The 14,867-nt window shown below is 70.8% G+C and carries 16 protein-coding genes; 7 read left to right on the forward strand and 9 right to left on the reverse strand.

Features of this window, described 5'->3' with window-relative positions:
* Position 1 precedes the first annotated feature (1 nt).
* Positions 2-1,561 (reverse strand): hypothetical protein, encoded by a 1,560-nt coding sequence (locus tag AB0L53_RS12210; protein WP_363992964.1) that lies wholly within the window; start codon positions 1,559-1,561, stop codon positions 2-4.
* Positions 1,558-2,334 (reverse strand): ABC transporter ATP-binding protein, encoded by a 777-nt coding sequence (locus AB0L53_RS12215; protein ID WP_363992965.1) that lies wholly within the window; start codon positions 2,332-2,334, stop codon positions 1,558-1,560. The genes AB0L53_RS12210 and AB0L53_RS12215 overlap by 4 nt, the downstream gene beginning before the upstream one ends.
* Before the next feature lie 35 nt (positions 2,335-2,369).
* Between AB0L53_RS12215 and AB0L53_RS12220 the strand changes: the two genes are divergently transcribed.
* The 6 genes from AB0L53_RS12220 to AB0L53_RS12245 all read left to right on the forward strand — a co-directional run bounded on the left by AB0L53_RS12220 (position 2,370) and on the right by AB0L53_RS12245 (position 7,526).
* Positions 2,370-3,959, forward strand: coding sequence for an acyl-CoA carboxylase subunit beta (locus AB0L53_RS12220; RefSeq protein WP_363992966.1), 1,590 nt, complete (start codon positions 2,370-2,372; stop codon positions 3,957-3,959).
* Positions 3,956-4,156: an acyl-CoA carboxylase subunit epsilon gene (locus AB0L53_RS12225; protein WP_363992967.1), complete on the forward strand. Its 201-nt coding sequence runs from the start codon at positions 3,956-3,958 to the stop codon at positions 4,154-4,156. The genes AB0L53_RS12220 and AB0L53_RS12225 overlap by 4 nt, the downstream gene beginning before the upstream one ends.
* A gap of 104 nt (positions 4,157-4,260) precedes the next feature.
* A complete protein-coding gene (locus AB0L53_RS12230) occupies positions 4,261-5,202 on the forward strand; it encodes an NYN domain-containing protein (RefSeq protein WP_358548511.1) in 942 nt (313 codons plus the stop codon).
* Positions 5,203-5,332: 130 nt separating this feature from the next.
* Positions 5,333-6,787 carry an Ada metal-binding domain-containing protein gene (locus tag AB0L53_RS12235; protein ID WP_363992968.1) on the forward strand — a complete coding sequence of 485 codons (1,455 nt, stop codon included), beginning with the start codon at positions 5,333-5,335 and terminating at the stop codon, positions 6,785-6,787.
* Positions 6,784-7,284, forward strand: coding sequence for a methylated-DNA--[protein]-cysteine S-methyltransferase (locus tag AB0L53_RS12240; protein ID WP_363992969.1), 501 nt, complete (start codon positions 6,784-6,786; stop codon positions 7,282-7,284). Before AB0L53_RS12235 ends, AB0L53_RS12240 begins: the two co-directional genes overlap by 4 nt.
* 44 nt (positions 7,285-7,328) lie before the next feature.
* Complete coding sequence (locus tag AB0L53_RS12245; RefSeq protein WP_357948808.1) at positions 7,329-7,526, forward strand: hypothetical protein; 198 nt, start codon at positions 7,329-7,331, stop codon at positions 7,524-7,526.
* 33 nt (positions 7,527-7,559) lie between these two features.
* On the opposite strand, the gene AB0L53_RS12250 is transcribed toward AB0L53_RS12245, so the two are convergent.
* On the reverse strand, positions 7,560-8,720 hold the full coding sequence (locus tag AB0L53_RS12250; protein WP_363992970.1) for an MFS transporter: 1,161 nt from the start codon (positions 8,718-8,720) through the stop codon (positions 7,560-7,562).
* 90 nt (positions 8,721-8,810) lie between these two features.
* Between AB0L53_RS12250 and AB0L53_RS12255 the strand changes: the two genes are divergently transcribed.
* The gene (locus tag AB0L53_RS12255) at positions 8,811-9,242 is read left to right on the forward strand and encodes a MarR family transcriptional regulator (RefSeq protein WP_357948803.1); all 432 of its coding nucleotides are present in this window, start codon (positions 8,811-8,813) and stop codon (positions 9,240-9,242) included.
* A gap of 8 nt (positions 9,243-9,250) precedes the next feature.
* Here the strand turns inward: AB0L53_RS12255 and AB0L53_RS12260 are convergent, their stop codons facing one another.
* From AB0L53_RS12260 to AB0L53_RS12285, 6 genes are all read right to left on the reverse strand, one after another.
* Complete coding sequence (locus AB0L53_RS12260; RefSeq protein WP_363992971.1) at positions 9,251-10,180, reverse strand: hypothetical protein; 930 nt, start codon at positions 10,178-10,180, stop codon at positions 9,251-9,253.
* Positions 10,180-10,770 (reverse strand): hypothetical protein, encoded by a 591-nt coding sequence (locus AB0L53_RS12265; RefSeq protein WP_363992972.1) that lies wholly within the window; start codon positions 10,768-10,770, stop codon positions 10,180-10,182. Before AB0L53_RS12265 ends, AB0L53_RS12260 begins: the two co-directional genes overlap by 1 nt.
* Positions 10,767-13,463: a BTAD domain-containing putative transcriptional regulator gene (locus AB0L53_RS12270; protein ID WP_363992973.1), complete on the reverse strand. Its 2,697-nt coding sequence runs from the start codon at positions 13,461-13,463 to the stop codon at positions 10,767-10,769. The genes AB0L53_RS12265 and AB0L53_RS12270 overlap by 4 nt, the downstream gene beginning before the upstream one ends.
* A gap of 75 nt (positions 13,464-13,538) precedes the next feature.
* The gene (locus tag AB0L53_RS12275) at positions 13,539-13,955 is read right to left on the reverse strand and encodes a flp pilus-assembly TadE/G-like family protein (RefSeq protein ID WP_363992974.1); all 417 of its coding nucleotides are present in this window, start codon (positions 13,953-13,955) and stop codon (positions 13,539-13,541) included.
* A 35-nt stretch (positions 13,956-13,990) separates the two neighbouring features.
* Positions 13,991-14,455: a TadE family protein gene (locus tag AB0L53_RS12280; RefSeq protein WP_363992975.1), complete on the reverse strand. Its 465-nt coding sequence runs from the start codon at positions 14,453-14,455 to the stop codon at positions 13,991-13,993.
* Positions 14,452-14,844, reverse strand: coding sequence for a TadE/TadG family type IV pilus assembly protein (locus AB0L53_RS12285; protein WP_357651091.1), 393 nt, complete (start codon positions 14,842-14,844; stop codon positions 14,452-14,454). The genes AB0L53_RS12280 and AB0L53_RS12285 overlap by 4 nt, the downstream gene beginning before the upstream one ends.
* Positions 14,845-14,867: the final 23 nt, after the last annotated feature.

The following is a 14,867-nucleotide window of genomic DNA, read 5'->3' on the forward strand; positions in this document are numbered from 1 at the left end:
CTCAGGTGGGCCGGGACACGGCGGAGAGCAGCTCAGGAAGGCGGGGGAAGCCGATCTTCGCGCCGAGCCGCCGGCCCAGCACCTCGGCCAGCAGCCCGTAGAACGGCGCGAGCACGGACACCCAGAGCAGCCCGAAGAGCAGCGGCACCACGAACGGCAACGACAGGAGGGAGATGCCCAGCAGCGCGCCCAGGCCGGAGACGAACGCCTGGCCACCCTGACCGGGTGCGGCCCCGCTGAAGGCGTTCATCCGCTCGGGCATGGTGTAGGGGATGACGACGCTGGTCACGGAGCCGACGCCGAACCCGGTCCCGAGCGCGCCCAGGCCGATGAGCACCGCCGGGACGATCCCTTCCGGGTGGCCGGCGAACAGCCCGGCGGCGACGGCGATCAGCGTGAGCAGCGGCGCCGCGACCAGCGCGCCGGCCAGGTGGCGCCCGGCCAGATCGGTGCTGAGACCGCGCTCCGAGCCGATGGTCACGGCATTCATCCAGAGCGAGCGGCCGTCGATGCCGAACGAGTTGGCCGCCTGCAGGGCGATCATCATCCCGGCCGACGCGGTGAGCAGGATCGGCGTCGACGCCCCGGCGTCTCCGGAACGGGTGACCGAGAAGCCCAGCACGACTGCCACCAGGACGGAGGAGAACCAGCCGACCCGGTAGCGGGGCTCGCGCATGATGTACTTGAGCTCCTTGGTGACCACGGCGGCCAGCGGCCCACTCGGCACGAACCGGTCGACCAGGCCGCTCCCCCTGCGTACGGAGGCCGCGCGGGTGGAGGAGTCGGGTGTGACCAGGGCCCGGCTCAGCGCCTTGATCCACAGCCAGCCGACCACCACGACCACGAGCGCCACCACGACGAGCTCGGCCAGCCCGGTCAGGCCACCGTCGGCCATCGCGTGCGCGGCCATGCCCGAGGGCGTCCACCTGAGCAGGGCCGCGACTTGGCGCAGCATCCCCGCCGGGTCGCCGATGTTGCTGTTGAGCAGCAGGTTCGGCAGCTGCGCGAGCAGCACGACGAAGATCGCGGCCACGGCCAGCACGTCCCGACCGCGCCTGGTGCGCATGGCGCTGGACAGCGCCGTGGTGACCAGCCGGGAGGCGACCAGGCAGAGCGCGAACTGCAGGAGCACCGCGACGATCCCGAGCAGGACGCCGCCGACGCCGGTGGCGAGCCCGGCCAGGGCGCCCGCCGTGATGATCAGGGTGGCCAGCGGCCAGACGCCGGTGGCGGAGGCGGTGAACATGCCGACCGCGAGCCGGTGGGTGGGCAGCGGGAACAGCGACAGGCGCGCCGGGTCGAGCGTGTCGTCCAGGCCGAACGCCAGCAGCGGCACGACCGTCCAGCCGATGAGCATGGCCGAGAACACCACAACGACGATCGACGCCGCGACGTCGTGCGGCGCCAGCCGGAGCAGGCTCATGAGCAAGAAGCCGATGACGCTCACGAACACGGACATGATGAGGGTGAACATGAAGCCGAGCTTGCGCTGGATGTCACCGCGGAGGTTGCCGACCAACAGCCGGAGCTTGAGCTGGGCGAAGAGCGCGACGGTACTCACGCCGGCTCCTGCTTGCCCCGGCCGAGCCAGGTCAGACCCGAGTCGCCGTTGTCACGCGGACCGCCGACCAGCTCCAGGAACGCCTGGTTGAGGCTGCGTCCGGCGCGTACCTTCTCCAGCGGGCCCTGGGCCACGATGTGCCCGGCGCTCATCACCGACACCCAGTCGCAGAGCCGCTCGACGAGGTCCATCACGTGGCTGGAGAAGATGACGGTCGAGCCCGAGGCGGTGAAGCGCCGGAGCACCTCGGTGAGCGTGTTGGCGCTGACCGGATCGACGCCCTCGAACGGCTCGTCGAGGAAGAGCACGGAGGGGTTGTGCAGCAGCGCCGCCGCCAGGCCGATCTTCTTGCGCATGCCGGTGGAGTAGTCGACGACGAGCTTGTCAGCGGCGTCGGCCAGGTCCATCACCAGCAGCAGTTCCTCGGCGCGCTGCTCGACGTCGGCCTTGGCGATGCCGCGCAGCCTGCCGTTGTAGAGGAGTAACTCGCGGCCCGACAGGCGTTCGAACAGCCGCAACCCCTCGGGCAGCACGCCGATGCGGGCCTTGACCTCGACGGGATCGCGCCACACGTTGAAGCCGTCGATCTCGGCCTGGCCGCCGTCAGGGCGGAGCAGCCCGGTGATCATGCTCAGGGAAGTCGTCTTGCCGGCGCCGTTGGGGCCGACGAGCCCGGCGAAGCTGCCCGCCGGGACCACGAGGTCGATGCCGGCCACCGCGATCTGCGGGCCGTATCGCTTGAACAGGCCGTGCGTGTGAACCGCCTCCGTCATGGATCCACTGTAGGAGCCGGGTTAATGTTGCGCGCATGACTGCTGCCGAGGCCGTACCGGACCCGCCGGACATTCACACCACCGCCGGGAAAATCGCCGACCTCGAGCGCCGGCTCGACGAGGCGGTCCACGCCGGGTCGGCGGCGGCCGTGGACAAGCAGCGCGCCAAGGGCAAGATGACCGCGCGGGAGCGGGTGCTGGCGCTGCTCGACGAGGACTCGTTCGTGGAGTTCGACGAGTTCGCCCGGCACCGGTCCACGATGTTCGGGCTGGAGAGCAGGCGACCGTACGGCGACGGCGTGATCACCGGCCACGGCACGATCGACGGGCGTCAGGTATGCGTGTTCTCGCAGGACGTGACCGTGTTCGGCGGCTCGCTCGGCGAGGTCTACGGCGAGAAGATCGTCAAGGTGCTCGACCTGGCGCTGAAGACCGGCTGCCCGATCATCGGCATCAACGAGGGCGGCGGCGCCCGCATCCAGGAGGGCGTGGTCGCGCTCGGCCTCTACGCCGAGATCTTCAAGCGCAACGTGCACGCCTCGGGCGTGATCCCGCAGATCTCGCTCATCATGGGCGCCGCGGCCGGCGGGCACGTCTACTCCCCCGCACTGACCGACTTCGTGGTGATGGTCGACCAGACGTCGCAGATGTTCATCACCGGGCCTGACGTGATCAAGACCGTGACCGGCGAGGAGGTCACGTTCGAGGAGCTCGGCGGCGCGCACACGCACAACACCAAGTCGGGTGTGGCCCACTACCAGGCCACCGACGAGAGCGACGCGCTCGACTACGTCAAGGCGCTGCTGTCCTACCTGCCCTCCAACAACCTGGACGAGGCGCCGGTGTTCGAAGGCGCCGGCGATCTGGAGCCGGATCCCGAGCTCGACCTGCTGATTCCTGACTCGGCGAACCAGCCCTACGACATGCACCGGGTGATCGAGCACGTGCTCGACGACGGTGAGTTCCTGGAGGTCCACGCACTGTTCGCGCCCAACGTGGTGGTCGGGTACGGCCGGGTCGACGGGCAGGCGGTGGGCGTGGTGGCCAACCAGCCCATGCATTTCGCCGGGTGCCTGGATATCAACGCCTCCGAGAAGGCAGCCCGTTTTATTCGAACATGTGACGCTTTTAATATCCCAATCCTGACTTTTGTAGATGTCCCGGGATTCCTCCCAGGGACCGATCAGGAATGGAACGGAATCATCCGCCGCGGCGCCAAGCTCCTCTACGCCTACGCCGAGGCGACCGTGCCACTGGTGACGGTCATCACCCGCAAGGCGTACGGTGGGGCGTACGACGTCATGGGGTCCAAACACCTGGGCGCCGACGTCAACCTGGCGTGGCCCACGGCGCAGATCGCGGTCATGGGCGCGCAGGGCGCCGTCAACATCCTCTACCGGCGCGAGCTCACCGCGGCGGGCGACGATGCCGACGCCGAGCGGGCCAGGCTGGTGACCGAATATGAGGACACGCTGGCCAACCCGTACATCGCGGCCGAGCGCGGCTACGTCGACGCGGTGATCCGACCCGCCGAGACCCGGGCTCAGGTCGTCAGGGCGCTACGGGCGCTACGGAACAAGCGGGCCTCGCTGCCGCCGAAGAAGCATGGGAACATCCCGCTATGAACGCCTATCTGCGGATTGTTCGTGGGGACGCCACGCCGGAGGAGATCGCCGCCCTCGTGACCGTTCTCGCGACGCGGCAGGCCGCGCCGGAGCCGGCGGTCATACGGCGAAGTCAAACATGGCGAAACCCGGCGAGAGCGATGCGTAAGGCAGCCGCACCGGGGAAGTCGGGTTGGCGGATGAGCGCCCTGCCCTAGATAGATCCCGGGAATCGGGTGTCAAGTTCTCGAGGAGTTGGGACTATCTAGAGAAAGTAGGCGTATATAGTCAGCCGATCAACTAACCGCGGCCTGGAGGACACATGGCCATCCCAGACCTCATGCCGCATGCTGTGGCAGCGAAGTACGCCGTCCTGGTGGACGTCGGTTATCTCTATGCTGCCGCAGGCGAAGTGCTGCTGGGCGCCAAGGAGCGCAAAGAATATCGAGTTGCCGCCGATGAGCTGATCCAGAGTCTACAGAAACATGCGCTGGAACGTATATCTGGCGAACTGCTGCGGATCTATTGGTATGACGCCGCTCGCGACCGTGTGCCGACCGTCGATCAGCGGGTCATCGCCCAGTTGCCCTGGGTCAAGGTACGGCTTGGCAACCTGAACGCCCGTGGCCAGCAGAAGGGCGTGGACGCGCAGATCAGGAGCGATCTGGAGGCCCTGGCCCGGCATCATGCGGTGACTGACACGATCTTGCTCGCCGGCGACGAGGACATGGTTCCCGCGGTGGAGGCGGCGCAGGCGTACGGGGTGCGCATCCACTTGTGGGGCGTCGAGCCGCCGTACGGCACCAACCAGGCCGAACGGCTGGTTTGGGAGTCGGACACCGTGGAAGTGATCACTGCTGAATTCCTGAGGCCCTTTTTCAGTCGTGCTCCGCAACCCGTTCCGGTCGCCCCGCCGGTGGCCGCTCCGTCGCCCGCGCAGGTGTTCGCCGGGCGCGCGCCCGTCAAACCGCACGTCAAGCCCGGCCAGGTGGCCAAGCTCGGGCCCAGCCGGCCACGTGTCGAGGACGTGGGCGAGCACGTGGCGCAGAAGTGGATCCTCACGCGTGGCCGCGACAACATCCGCGACCTGCTGCCGGGGCCGATCCTGCCGACGGTCATCGACACCGAACTGCTCATCGAGGCGGAGAAGGAGCTCGGCCACTCGTTGCGGCCGTTCCCCGAGGCGCGGGTGTGGCTGCGCGACGGGTTCTGGGCGCGTGTCTACCGGGAGTTCGACCTGGGTGTGGGCGTCTCGTCGAAGTGACCGTGGGCGACTCGCTTAGGTAACGTCTGATTTCCGCTGGTCGGCGGGTTTGACCTGCTGACCAGCGATTTAACGATCAGGTCCGATTCCCGCCAGTCGACAGGCCGGGCGAACGCATACGCTCGGTGTCATGTCACCACTTGAGCTCGACTTCGACTCCTGCTACCGGGCGGTAGCCGCCCGGGACGCCCGATTCGACGGGCGCTTCTACACGGCGGTGACCTCGACGCGGATCTACTGCCGTCCGATCTGCCCGGCTCGCACGCCGGCCTCGCGCAACGTCCGGTTCTACCGGCACGCCGCGTCGGCGGAGGCTGCGGGCTTCCGCCCGTGCAAGCGCTGCCGCCCGGAGCTCTCCCCCGGCGATCCGGGGTGGGACCTGCGCGGTGACCTCATCGGACGGGCGCTGCGGCTGATCGACGACGGGGCCGCCGACGAGCGTGGCGTGGCGGGGCTGGCCACACGGCTGCACATCACCGAGCGGCACCTGCACCGGCTGTTCGTGGCCGAGATCGGGGTGGGGCCGCTGGCGGTGGCCAGGACCAAGCGGCTGCTGCTGGCCAAGCAGTTGCTGACCGAGACGCGGCTGCCGGTCACCGAGGTGGCATTCGCGGCCGGGTTCGGGAGTGTGCGGCAGTTCAACGCCACGATGCGGGAGACGTACGGGTTCACGCCGAGCGAGCTCCGCGCGACCGCGGGCGGCCCTTCAGGCCCCGCCGTTTCCGCTGTTTCCGCGCCGCCGGCGGTCGAGGTCGTGGCCGGACCCGCGACGCTCCGGTTGCGCCTGCACCGGCGGGAGCCGTACGACATCGCGGGCGTGCTCTCCTTCCTGACCTCGCGCGCGATCCCCGGCCTGGAGGTGGCGAGCCCGACGTCCTACAGCCGGGCCGTCCCCGGCGGGACGATCACGCTCACCCCCGAGCCCGGTTACATCGCGCTCGACGTCGCCGTGGACGACACCCGGCAGCTGGCCCGCATCGTGGCCCGCTGCCGCCGCCTGCTCGACCTCGACGCCGACCCCGACGCCATCGCGGCCGCGCTGGGCGAGACCTCCCTGCGCCCGCTCATCGAGTCCCGGCCCGGCCTGCGGGTGCCGGGCACGTTCGACGGCTTCGAGCTGGCCGTACGCGCCGTCGTGGGCCAGCAGATCTCCGTCGCGGGCGCCCGCACCCTGCTCGGCCGGATCGTCGAGCGGGCCGGGCGGCTCACCGAGCGCCCCGGCCTGACCCACCTGTTCCCCAGCGCCGCGGAGCTGCTCGAAGCGGACCTCACGGGGCTGGGGCTCACCAACCGCCGTGTCGCGACGCTCAAGGAGCTGGCCATCGCCGTCTCCGAAGGCCGGATCGACCTCGACGGCGGCCAGGATCCGGGTGAGGCCGTGGCCGAGCTGCTCGACGTTCCCGGCATCGGCCCCTGGACCGCCAGCTATGTCGCGCTGCGCGCGCTGCGCGACCCCGACGCCTGGCCCATCGGCGACCTGGTGCTCAAGAAGCGCATGGCCTGCCTGGGCATTCCCGACGACCACATCGAACGGTGGCGGCCCTGGCGGGCCTACGCCGCCCTGCATCTCTGGAGCTCCTCATGATCGACGCCCAAGTCATGCCGACCCCGATCGGCCCGCTGGCCCTGCTGTGCCGCGACGGCGTCCTGGTCGCGGCCGGCTTCACCGCTGACCCCTCGGACATGTTCGTCCGGCTGTCGCCCGCGCTGCAGGCCGAGGGCCTGGACGTGGTCGACGATCTCGGCCCCGCCGCGCAGGCCGTACGCGACTATCTGGACGGCGACCTCCTGGCCCTGGACGCCATCCCGGTCGAGCAGCCGGGCACGGCCACCCGCAAGCGTCTCCACCAGGCGCTTCGCGAGGTCAAGCCGGGCACCACGGTGACGTACGCCGAGCTGGCCGAACGCGCCGGCATGCCCAGGACGGCGGCCCGCGCGGCCGGGTCGGCCTGCTCCCAGAACCTCATCGCCCCCTTCGTCCCCTGCCACCGGGTGCTGCCCGGCTCGGGCGGCTATGGCGGCTACTACTACGGCGTACCGGTCAAGGAGTGGCTGCTCGCCCACGAGTCCGGCCGGCTCTAGCAACTCCCCGTCATGGCGCGGCAGCGCTCTGTACGATTGGGTGGATGGCCGGAGCACACGAATACAGGGGCGAGCCGGAGCGGACACCGGCTCAGTTGATCCTGGGATTTCTGGACGCACGTGACATCTCGGTGCCCGAGGAGGCTCGGGCCCGCATCCGCACATGCACGGATCAGAGCCTCCTCGACCGCTGGACTGTCAGGGCCGTGACCGCGCTGAGCGTGGACGAGCTGTTCAGCTGAGCCGCCGCTTTCAGCGGTCCTCTGGCGTTGTCGTCAGGTGGCCGGGACGAGTTGGCGGCGGGCCTGCACGCCGGCGAGTCCCGCCACCGCCAGCCCGGTCAGCCCGAGCAGCGCGGCGGTCCAGGCCGGAGCCGTGTAGCCGAAGCCCGCGTCGATGGTCAGCCCCGCCACGAACGACCCGATCGCGTTACCCAGGTTGAAGGCGCCGATGTTGGCCGCGGAGGCCAGCGTCGGCGCACCCGCGGCGGCGTCCAGGACCCGGGTCTGCAGCGGCGGCACGGTCGCGAAGGCGGCCACCCCGAACAGGGTGATCGTCACGATGAACGCGACCTGGTTCCCCGCCACCAGCGCGAGGACCACACCCAGCAGCGTGAGCAGGGCCACCGAGCCGTAGATGCTCGGCATGACGGCGCGGTCGGCGAGCCGGCCGCCGATCAGGTTGCCGACGACGAGCCCCACCCCGAACAGGGCCATGACGACCGGCACGGCACCGGGAGAGAACCCGCCGACGTCCGTCATGATCGGCGAGATGAAGGTGATCACCGCGAACACCGGCGCGAACCCGAACACGGTCATGGCCAGCGCCAGCCATACGCCGCCCTTGCGGAAGGTCGCCAGCTCGCGCAGCATCCCGCCGCCCTCGGGCCGCGGCTGGGCGGGCACCAGGGCGAGCACGCCGATCAGCCCGGCGACGCCGATGGCCACCACGACCCAGAACGTCGCCCGCCAGCCGAACGCCTGCCCGATCCAGGTGCCGAGCGGCACCCCGAGCACGTTCGCCAGGGTCAAACCGGTGAACATGAGCGCGATGGCGCTGGCCCGCTTCTGCGGAGCGACCAGGTCGGCGGCCACCACGGATCCGACGCCGAAGTAGGCGCCGTGCGCGAACGCCGACAGGAACCGGCCGACCATGAGCACGCCGTACGAGGGGGCGAGCGCGGAGAGCAGGTTGCCCACGATGAACAGCACCATCAGCGACAGCAGCATGGTCTTGCGGGACAACCGGCCGCCGAGCATGGTCAGTGGCGGCCCGCCGATGGCCACGCCCAGGGCGTAGCCGGACACGAGCAGGCCGGCGGCGGGGATCGTGACGGCGAAGTCCGCGGCCAGCTCCGGCAGCAGCCCGTTGATGATGAACTCGGTGGTGCCGATGCCGAAGGCGCTGATCGCGAGGGCGAACAGGGCGAGTGGCATAGAATACTCCTCAGACGACGTTAGTCAGCGTAGACATTATTTGCACACGCCGACTAACTGACCATACAACCTTGTCCAGGAAGGTGTCACATGCCGCTAGCCGATGACGCCGTCGAGGCGCGCGCCCAGGGCTGGCGCACGCTCGCCGCGCTGCACGCAAGGATCGAGGACCGGCTGGAGCGGGCCCTGCAGAAGGAGCACGAGCTGAGTGTGAGCGAGTACACCGTGCTCGACGTGCTGGGCCGCCAGGACGGCTGGCACATGCGCATGCAGCAGCTCGCCCGCGCGGTCGTGCTGAGCCAGAGCGCCACGACACGGCTGGTGACGCGGCTGGAGAACCGTGGGCTGCTGTCCCGCTACCTGTGCGATGACGACCGCAGGGGCATCTACACCGAGGTCACCCCGGCCGGCCGCGAGCTGCTCGCCCAGGCGAGCCCCACGCACGACACCGTGCTCAAGGAGGTGCTGGCGGAGGCGGCGGAGCTGCCGGAGCTCGCGCCGCTCGCCGCCGTCATCGCCTGAGGCACCGGCTACGGTTTGACGTTGCTCTGTACCTCACCCACCGGCACATCGCGGGTCACCCCCACCTCGACCGGCGCGAACTGGACCGGCACCGCCTGGCCCGCCACCGTCACCGGCCACACGGTCGTCACGGTCAGCTGGTAGACCTGGCGCGGCTGGTCGATCGACGAGCGCAGATACTGCACGCCGCAGGTGAACGCGGCCCCCTTGGCGTACGGCTTGCCGGTGGCCCCGCACTGCTCGCGCACCTCGGCCCGGTCCTTGCCGGTACCCGCGTCGATCTTGATGTCCTGGAGCGTGGCGACCACGGTCGCGCTCATGACGCCAGGCAGCGTCGCGGTCGCCGTACGCCGAGGCTGACCGATCCCTTCGAGCCACACGAACGTCGGCAGGTTGACGAAGCTCTTGGCGTCCGGGCTCAGCTTGACCGTCGGCTGGGGCACGGTGATCGCCGCCCGCGCGATCTCGGCCAGCTGCTCGATGGTGATGCCGGAGGGCGGCGTGTCGTTCGGCGGGACGAAGACGAACAGGTCCAGCCCGGCCCAGCAGGTGGCGCCGTTGGGGTCGGACGCGTCGTAGGCGGGCGTCCACCAGTTCCCCGGTTGCCCCTTCTTGTCCTTGAACTGCTGGACGAACTTATTGAAACTGTCCTCGTCGGCCTTCACCCTGGCGAACTGGGTCTTCGAGTCCGTCTGGAACTTGAGCATCTCGTCGGCGCTGAGCCCCGGCTCATACCAGCAGGGCCGTTTGATCCGGTAGCCGTCGCTCTTGCCACCCTTGCCCACGTCGCCGGTGACCACGATGCCGGAGTGCGTGAGCTTGACGGACGCCGTTCTGCCCTGCTGGCCGGTCCTGACCTCCGTCGTGGATTGGGGGGCGGGCGTGGGCGTGGCCAGCAGGAGCGACCCTGCCATGAGCACCGGGATCAGGGGATTCATCAGCTGCACCCTTCTTTGTCCTGGCGGAATTCCCTGATCCGCCACACACCGTCGTCGCCGCGATGCGCGAGCACGGTTTGGAGGTAAGGAGCGCGCACCCAGTCGGGCTGGGGCGCGACCGCCTTACCGGTGGGCGTGGAGACGAGGCGTACGCCCCGCTCGTCCACGCAGGTGTCGACCTGGGCACCCTTGCCCATGACCGACGTGATCCGCAGTCTGGAGAGACGCGCGACGCCGCGCGCCGACTCCTGCCGGTCGGCGAACCCGCGCACCCATTCGCCGGCCTGCGGAATCACGGACGGCTCGACATGACGCAGGTAGCCGGTGTCACCGGTGACGACCGCCTTCCACCGCTCCACGTAGTAGTCGGCGAAGAGCCGCTGCAGCGCGCCGGCCGACGGTCCCTTCTCCACCTTGACCTTCAGCTCGTCGCCGACATCGACCGTCTTGCCCTGGGCGGGCGTGGGAGCGGGCGCCGCGGTGGTCTCGCCGGTGACGGGGGTCGCCACGTCGCCGGGGGTGTACGGCCGGTCGGGCGGGCCGCAGCCCGCCGCGAGCAGGAGCGCCAGCATTACCGCCATCCGCCTCATGCCGTCGACTCCCTCACTATGTGGATGCGCCACGACGGCAGCAGCTCGTCGATCAGCGCCTCGGTCTCGGGCGCCATCCCGCCGCCATAGGGGTGGGAGGACGAGCGCCTGGTCAGCCCCTCGACGACCGTCCGGAGCCGCAGGACGTCCCCGGTGGCGTGCGTGGCCCGCAGCAGGTCGCGCCAGAGCCCCTCGTCGTCGGTGGCCAGCAGCAGGGCCGCGCGTACGGCCGCGACCGCGGCGTCCGGCTCGCCGTGCGCCAGCCGCAGCTCGCACAGCCGGTGGGCGGCGTCGGCGACCCCGGCCGCGACGTCGTACTCAAGGTCGTCGCCCGCCAGCCACGCGTATCTCCCGAGCGGCCGCCCGCTCAGCAGCGGGCCTCTGACCAGACCGAGCGCCTTCTCCAGGAGTAGGGTCCGCGCCGTGGGATCGCCGTGCGAGCGGCGGACCAGCTCGCGGAAGAGCGCCCAGTCGGTGCGTACCGCGGGCCCCAGCCGCAGCCTGCCCGCCTCGTCGACGTGCAGGTGCTCGCGGCCCAGCCAGTCGACGACCCTGGCGATCGTGGCGTCCCTGACCATGGGCTGCACGCCACGCGGCCACAGGACGCCGCCCAGCACGACCGGGTGCACACCGCCGGGATGCGTGGCCAGGTAGACCAGCAGCTCGGTGGCCAGCGCCATCCGCCCCTCTTCGAGCGGGTCGCGGCCGACGATCTCGATGGGGCCGAGCATCCTGACCTCCACCGCGGGCGGAGCCAGTTCCTCCAGCGGCTCCGCCTCGGGCACCGCCTCGCCGTCGAGCTGCTCCGCCGTACGGAAGAGGTCGATCAGCGCCTGGTAGTGGCGGCGCGGCAGCAGTTGCGCGGTCACCTCGAAGCCCAGCTCCGCGATCTTCGCCTTGCCGTCCTCGGTGATCTCCAGGGTCCAGGTGGCGTGCGGCACGTCGCCCGTCACCACATATCCGGCGGTGTCCTTGCGGGCGAGCAGCGCCAGGCGGCGCGCCTCCTCATGGGTGGGGGCCACGGCGGACAGCAGGTAGTGGGCGTCGCGCGGGCTGCCGGTGACTCGCCCGGTGAGCACCTCCTGGCGCGGGGCGGCGGTCGCCTCCAGCTCGGGCAGCACCTCGGCCAGGCTGCCCACGGCCCTGATCCGGTCGGGCGCGATCGCCGTCAGCTCGTCGCCGAAGCCGACGAGCGTGATGCGCATCCGGTCGGACCAGCGGTTGGTCGCCAGCTCCACGGCCAGCGCCGCGAGCGCCGCGGTGGTCTGCGGGCCGCGGATGTTGATCAGGCCCTGCGCCGCCTCCAGGTCGATCAGCACCCGGCCGCTCTCGTCGGCGCCGAGCGAGACCAGTCCGGGGTACGGGGCGCCGCCGGGCTGCTCCTCCAGCAGGCGGCCCTCGTGCGCGGCCAGCCGCCACACCTGGCCGCCGTCCTGGGCGATCCACGGCGCGGGCGCGTCGCCGTCAGGCGGGTGGATCCACAGGTCGAGGTTGCGTGGCGACAGGTGGGCGGCGTAGACGGTCGGCGGCGTGCGGCCCTGCGTGGCCAGCTCGGCGCCGAGCAGCCTGAGCCCGATGTCGAGGATGCGCGTGCCCGGCGCGTCGGCGCCCAGCCTCAGCGCGACCTCGGCCTGGGCCGCGTCGTCGCGCGGCCGGACGATGCGGCGGCCGAACGCGCGCCGCCACAACTGCTCGCGCCGCCGCCTGGCCAGCACCACCAGCAGACCGGCCGCGGCCAGCGACGCGGCGGCCAGGTAGTCGGTCAGGTCGACTCCTGGGCTCTGCACCACGGGCTGCTCGGCTCCGGTCTCGTGTCGCGCGTGCGCCGGGCCCTGCTTGACGCTGGAGGTCTGGCGCGCCTCGTCGGCGACTCGCCGGTGTTCGCCGTGCGACCCCGCAGGGTGCTGCTTCAGCGTCTGGGCCCGCGCCTGGTTCACGGGTACGACGTGCGCGTGGCGCGCGTCGTCGGGCATGTCGAGCACCCAGCCCGGCCTGATCAGGTCGGCCATGCGCAGGCGGGTGCCGTCGGGCTGCTCTTTGTGCTGGTTGAGCCGGTAGATCTCCGGATATCGGCGCCCGTCACCCAGGCACTTCTCGGCGATCTCCCACAGGCTCTCGTGGTGCCGGCCGTGGGGCGGCTGGACCACGTACACCTTCTTGGTGGCCTGCGCCTGCACCGGCTGCTCCACGATCGGCGCGGAGTAGGCGACCGTCGTCATGGGCGGCGCGGTGGGCGGCGGCGCCGCCAGCTTGATGATGGGCACGACCATGGCCCCGGCGGTGAACAGCACAAGTACGGCCGAGACGAGCTTGTTGGCCAGCGCCTGGGACCCGCCGGAGAGCGGCACCCTGGCGGGCATGCCCACCCTGCGTACGCCCGCGTAGACCTCGACGATCACGCACGAGAAGAACTGCAGCCAGGCCAGCCACACGAACAGCACCAGTACGGCCATGATCGTGCTCGGCCCCACACGGCTGTTGAGCACGTCGAGATCGAGCAGTTCGGGAGAGATCGGCGGCCCGACGAACGTGAGCAGCGCGTACGGCACACCACCGACGATCGCCACGAGCACCGCGAGCGCGCCGAGGCCGGCCAGCACGTCGCCCACGCTCCGCCTGGCCGGGATGCGCACGGGCGCCTGCCCGGGCCCGTGCGGCCGGCCCGCTGGACGCGCTGGGTCTCGCGTCGGCATCGCCTCTCCCTTCTCCGTGTTCAGGGTCCTGCGTGGTGGTGTTCTGATCCATCGAGTGAGCGGAATCGGTCTGGCTCACCTGGCCTGCGGCCCAGCCGTGGCCTCGCCCTCCATCTCGGTGCCGGGGAAGCCGATGGCCTGCAGGAAGAAGGCCGTCCACCGCACCTTCACGGAGACGGTCACGCCGTCCTGTCCCTGCGCGACGGTGCACGTGCCCCTGGTCACGTCGGCGCTGCCCGCCGCCGCGATCACCTCGTCGGCCCGGTCGCACACCTGGCCGTCGCCGAGCAGCCGGATCTCGCCCGTCTCGTGGAGGTGGTCGGCGTCGATCTGGTCGGCGCCCGCCCGCGCGGCCTGCTCGGCGACGTCGGCGGCCCGCAGCCGCGCGTTGATCGCCCCGCCGCCGTCGACGAGCAGCCCCGCCAGCAGGAACACCGCCACGGAGAACAGCACGGTGAAGACCGACATCGTCCCGCGGTCGCGGCGGCTCATTCGGCCCTCTTGCATCGCTCCAGAAACACCGCGGCTCATTCGGTCCTCCTGAACTGTTCCAGGGGTACCACCGAGGTGCCGGTCATCCGTTTGGTGCCGGAGAACCCCAGGAAGCTCAGGTCCAGCTCGCAGGTGACCTCGGCCTGCACCTGGCCGCCTTCCTCCCACTTGGAGCCGCCGAGGGACACCGCCGGGCTCTGGCACCGCCCGTCGAGCGCGGCCTTGACGCTCCTGTCGGCCGCGTCGCCCGCGTCGCCGAACGACCGCCGCACCGAGGCGGCCCGCGCCGCGTCGCGTGCCGCGCCGTTGACCTCGCCCTGCGCCTCGACCAGCCGGCCCGCCCCGGCCAGGAACATCAGGAACAGCAGGAAGATGGGCGCCAGCATGACCGTCTCCACGGCCATCGAACCGCGCTCACGCCACCGGTTCTGGCTCATCCGCCGCCGGTTCTGGCTCGTCCACAGCCGGTTTTGGCTCGTCCGCAGCCGGGTCTGGTTCATCCGCAGTCGTCACCCCCGTCGTCCGGGCGGAAGCACTCGACGGGACCGCCCGAGGTGGCCGTGATCGTGAACGTGAGCTCCGGCAGGAGCGGGATGACCTGTACGGCGCTGCCGGTCACGGTGACGAAGCGCTCGTCGGGATCCTTCTCCGCGGTCGTGACCGCGGCGTTCGAGAGCAGGCGGGGCCCGATGGCCCGGACGATGTCGGTGGCCTTCGTCGAGGCCGCGCCCTCCCAGTCGCCCGAGTCGAAGGGGGCCGACCTGGCCACCCTGGCGCCTTCCTTGGCGGCCGCCTCGGCCACCTGACGGCCGTGGAACCAGAGCGCCACCTGCACGATGAGCAGCACGACCGCCAGGATGACCGGCATCAGCAGCGCGAGCTCGATCACGGAGGCGCCGCGGTCGCGTCGAG

The organism is Nonomuraea sp. NPDC052129 (assembly GCF_040680095.1).
Lineage (GTDB): Bacteria > Actinomycetota > Actinomycetes > Streptosporangiales > Streptosporangiaceae > Nonomuraea.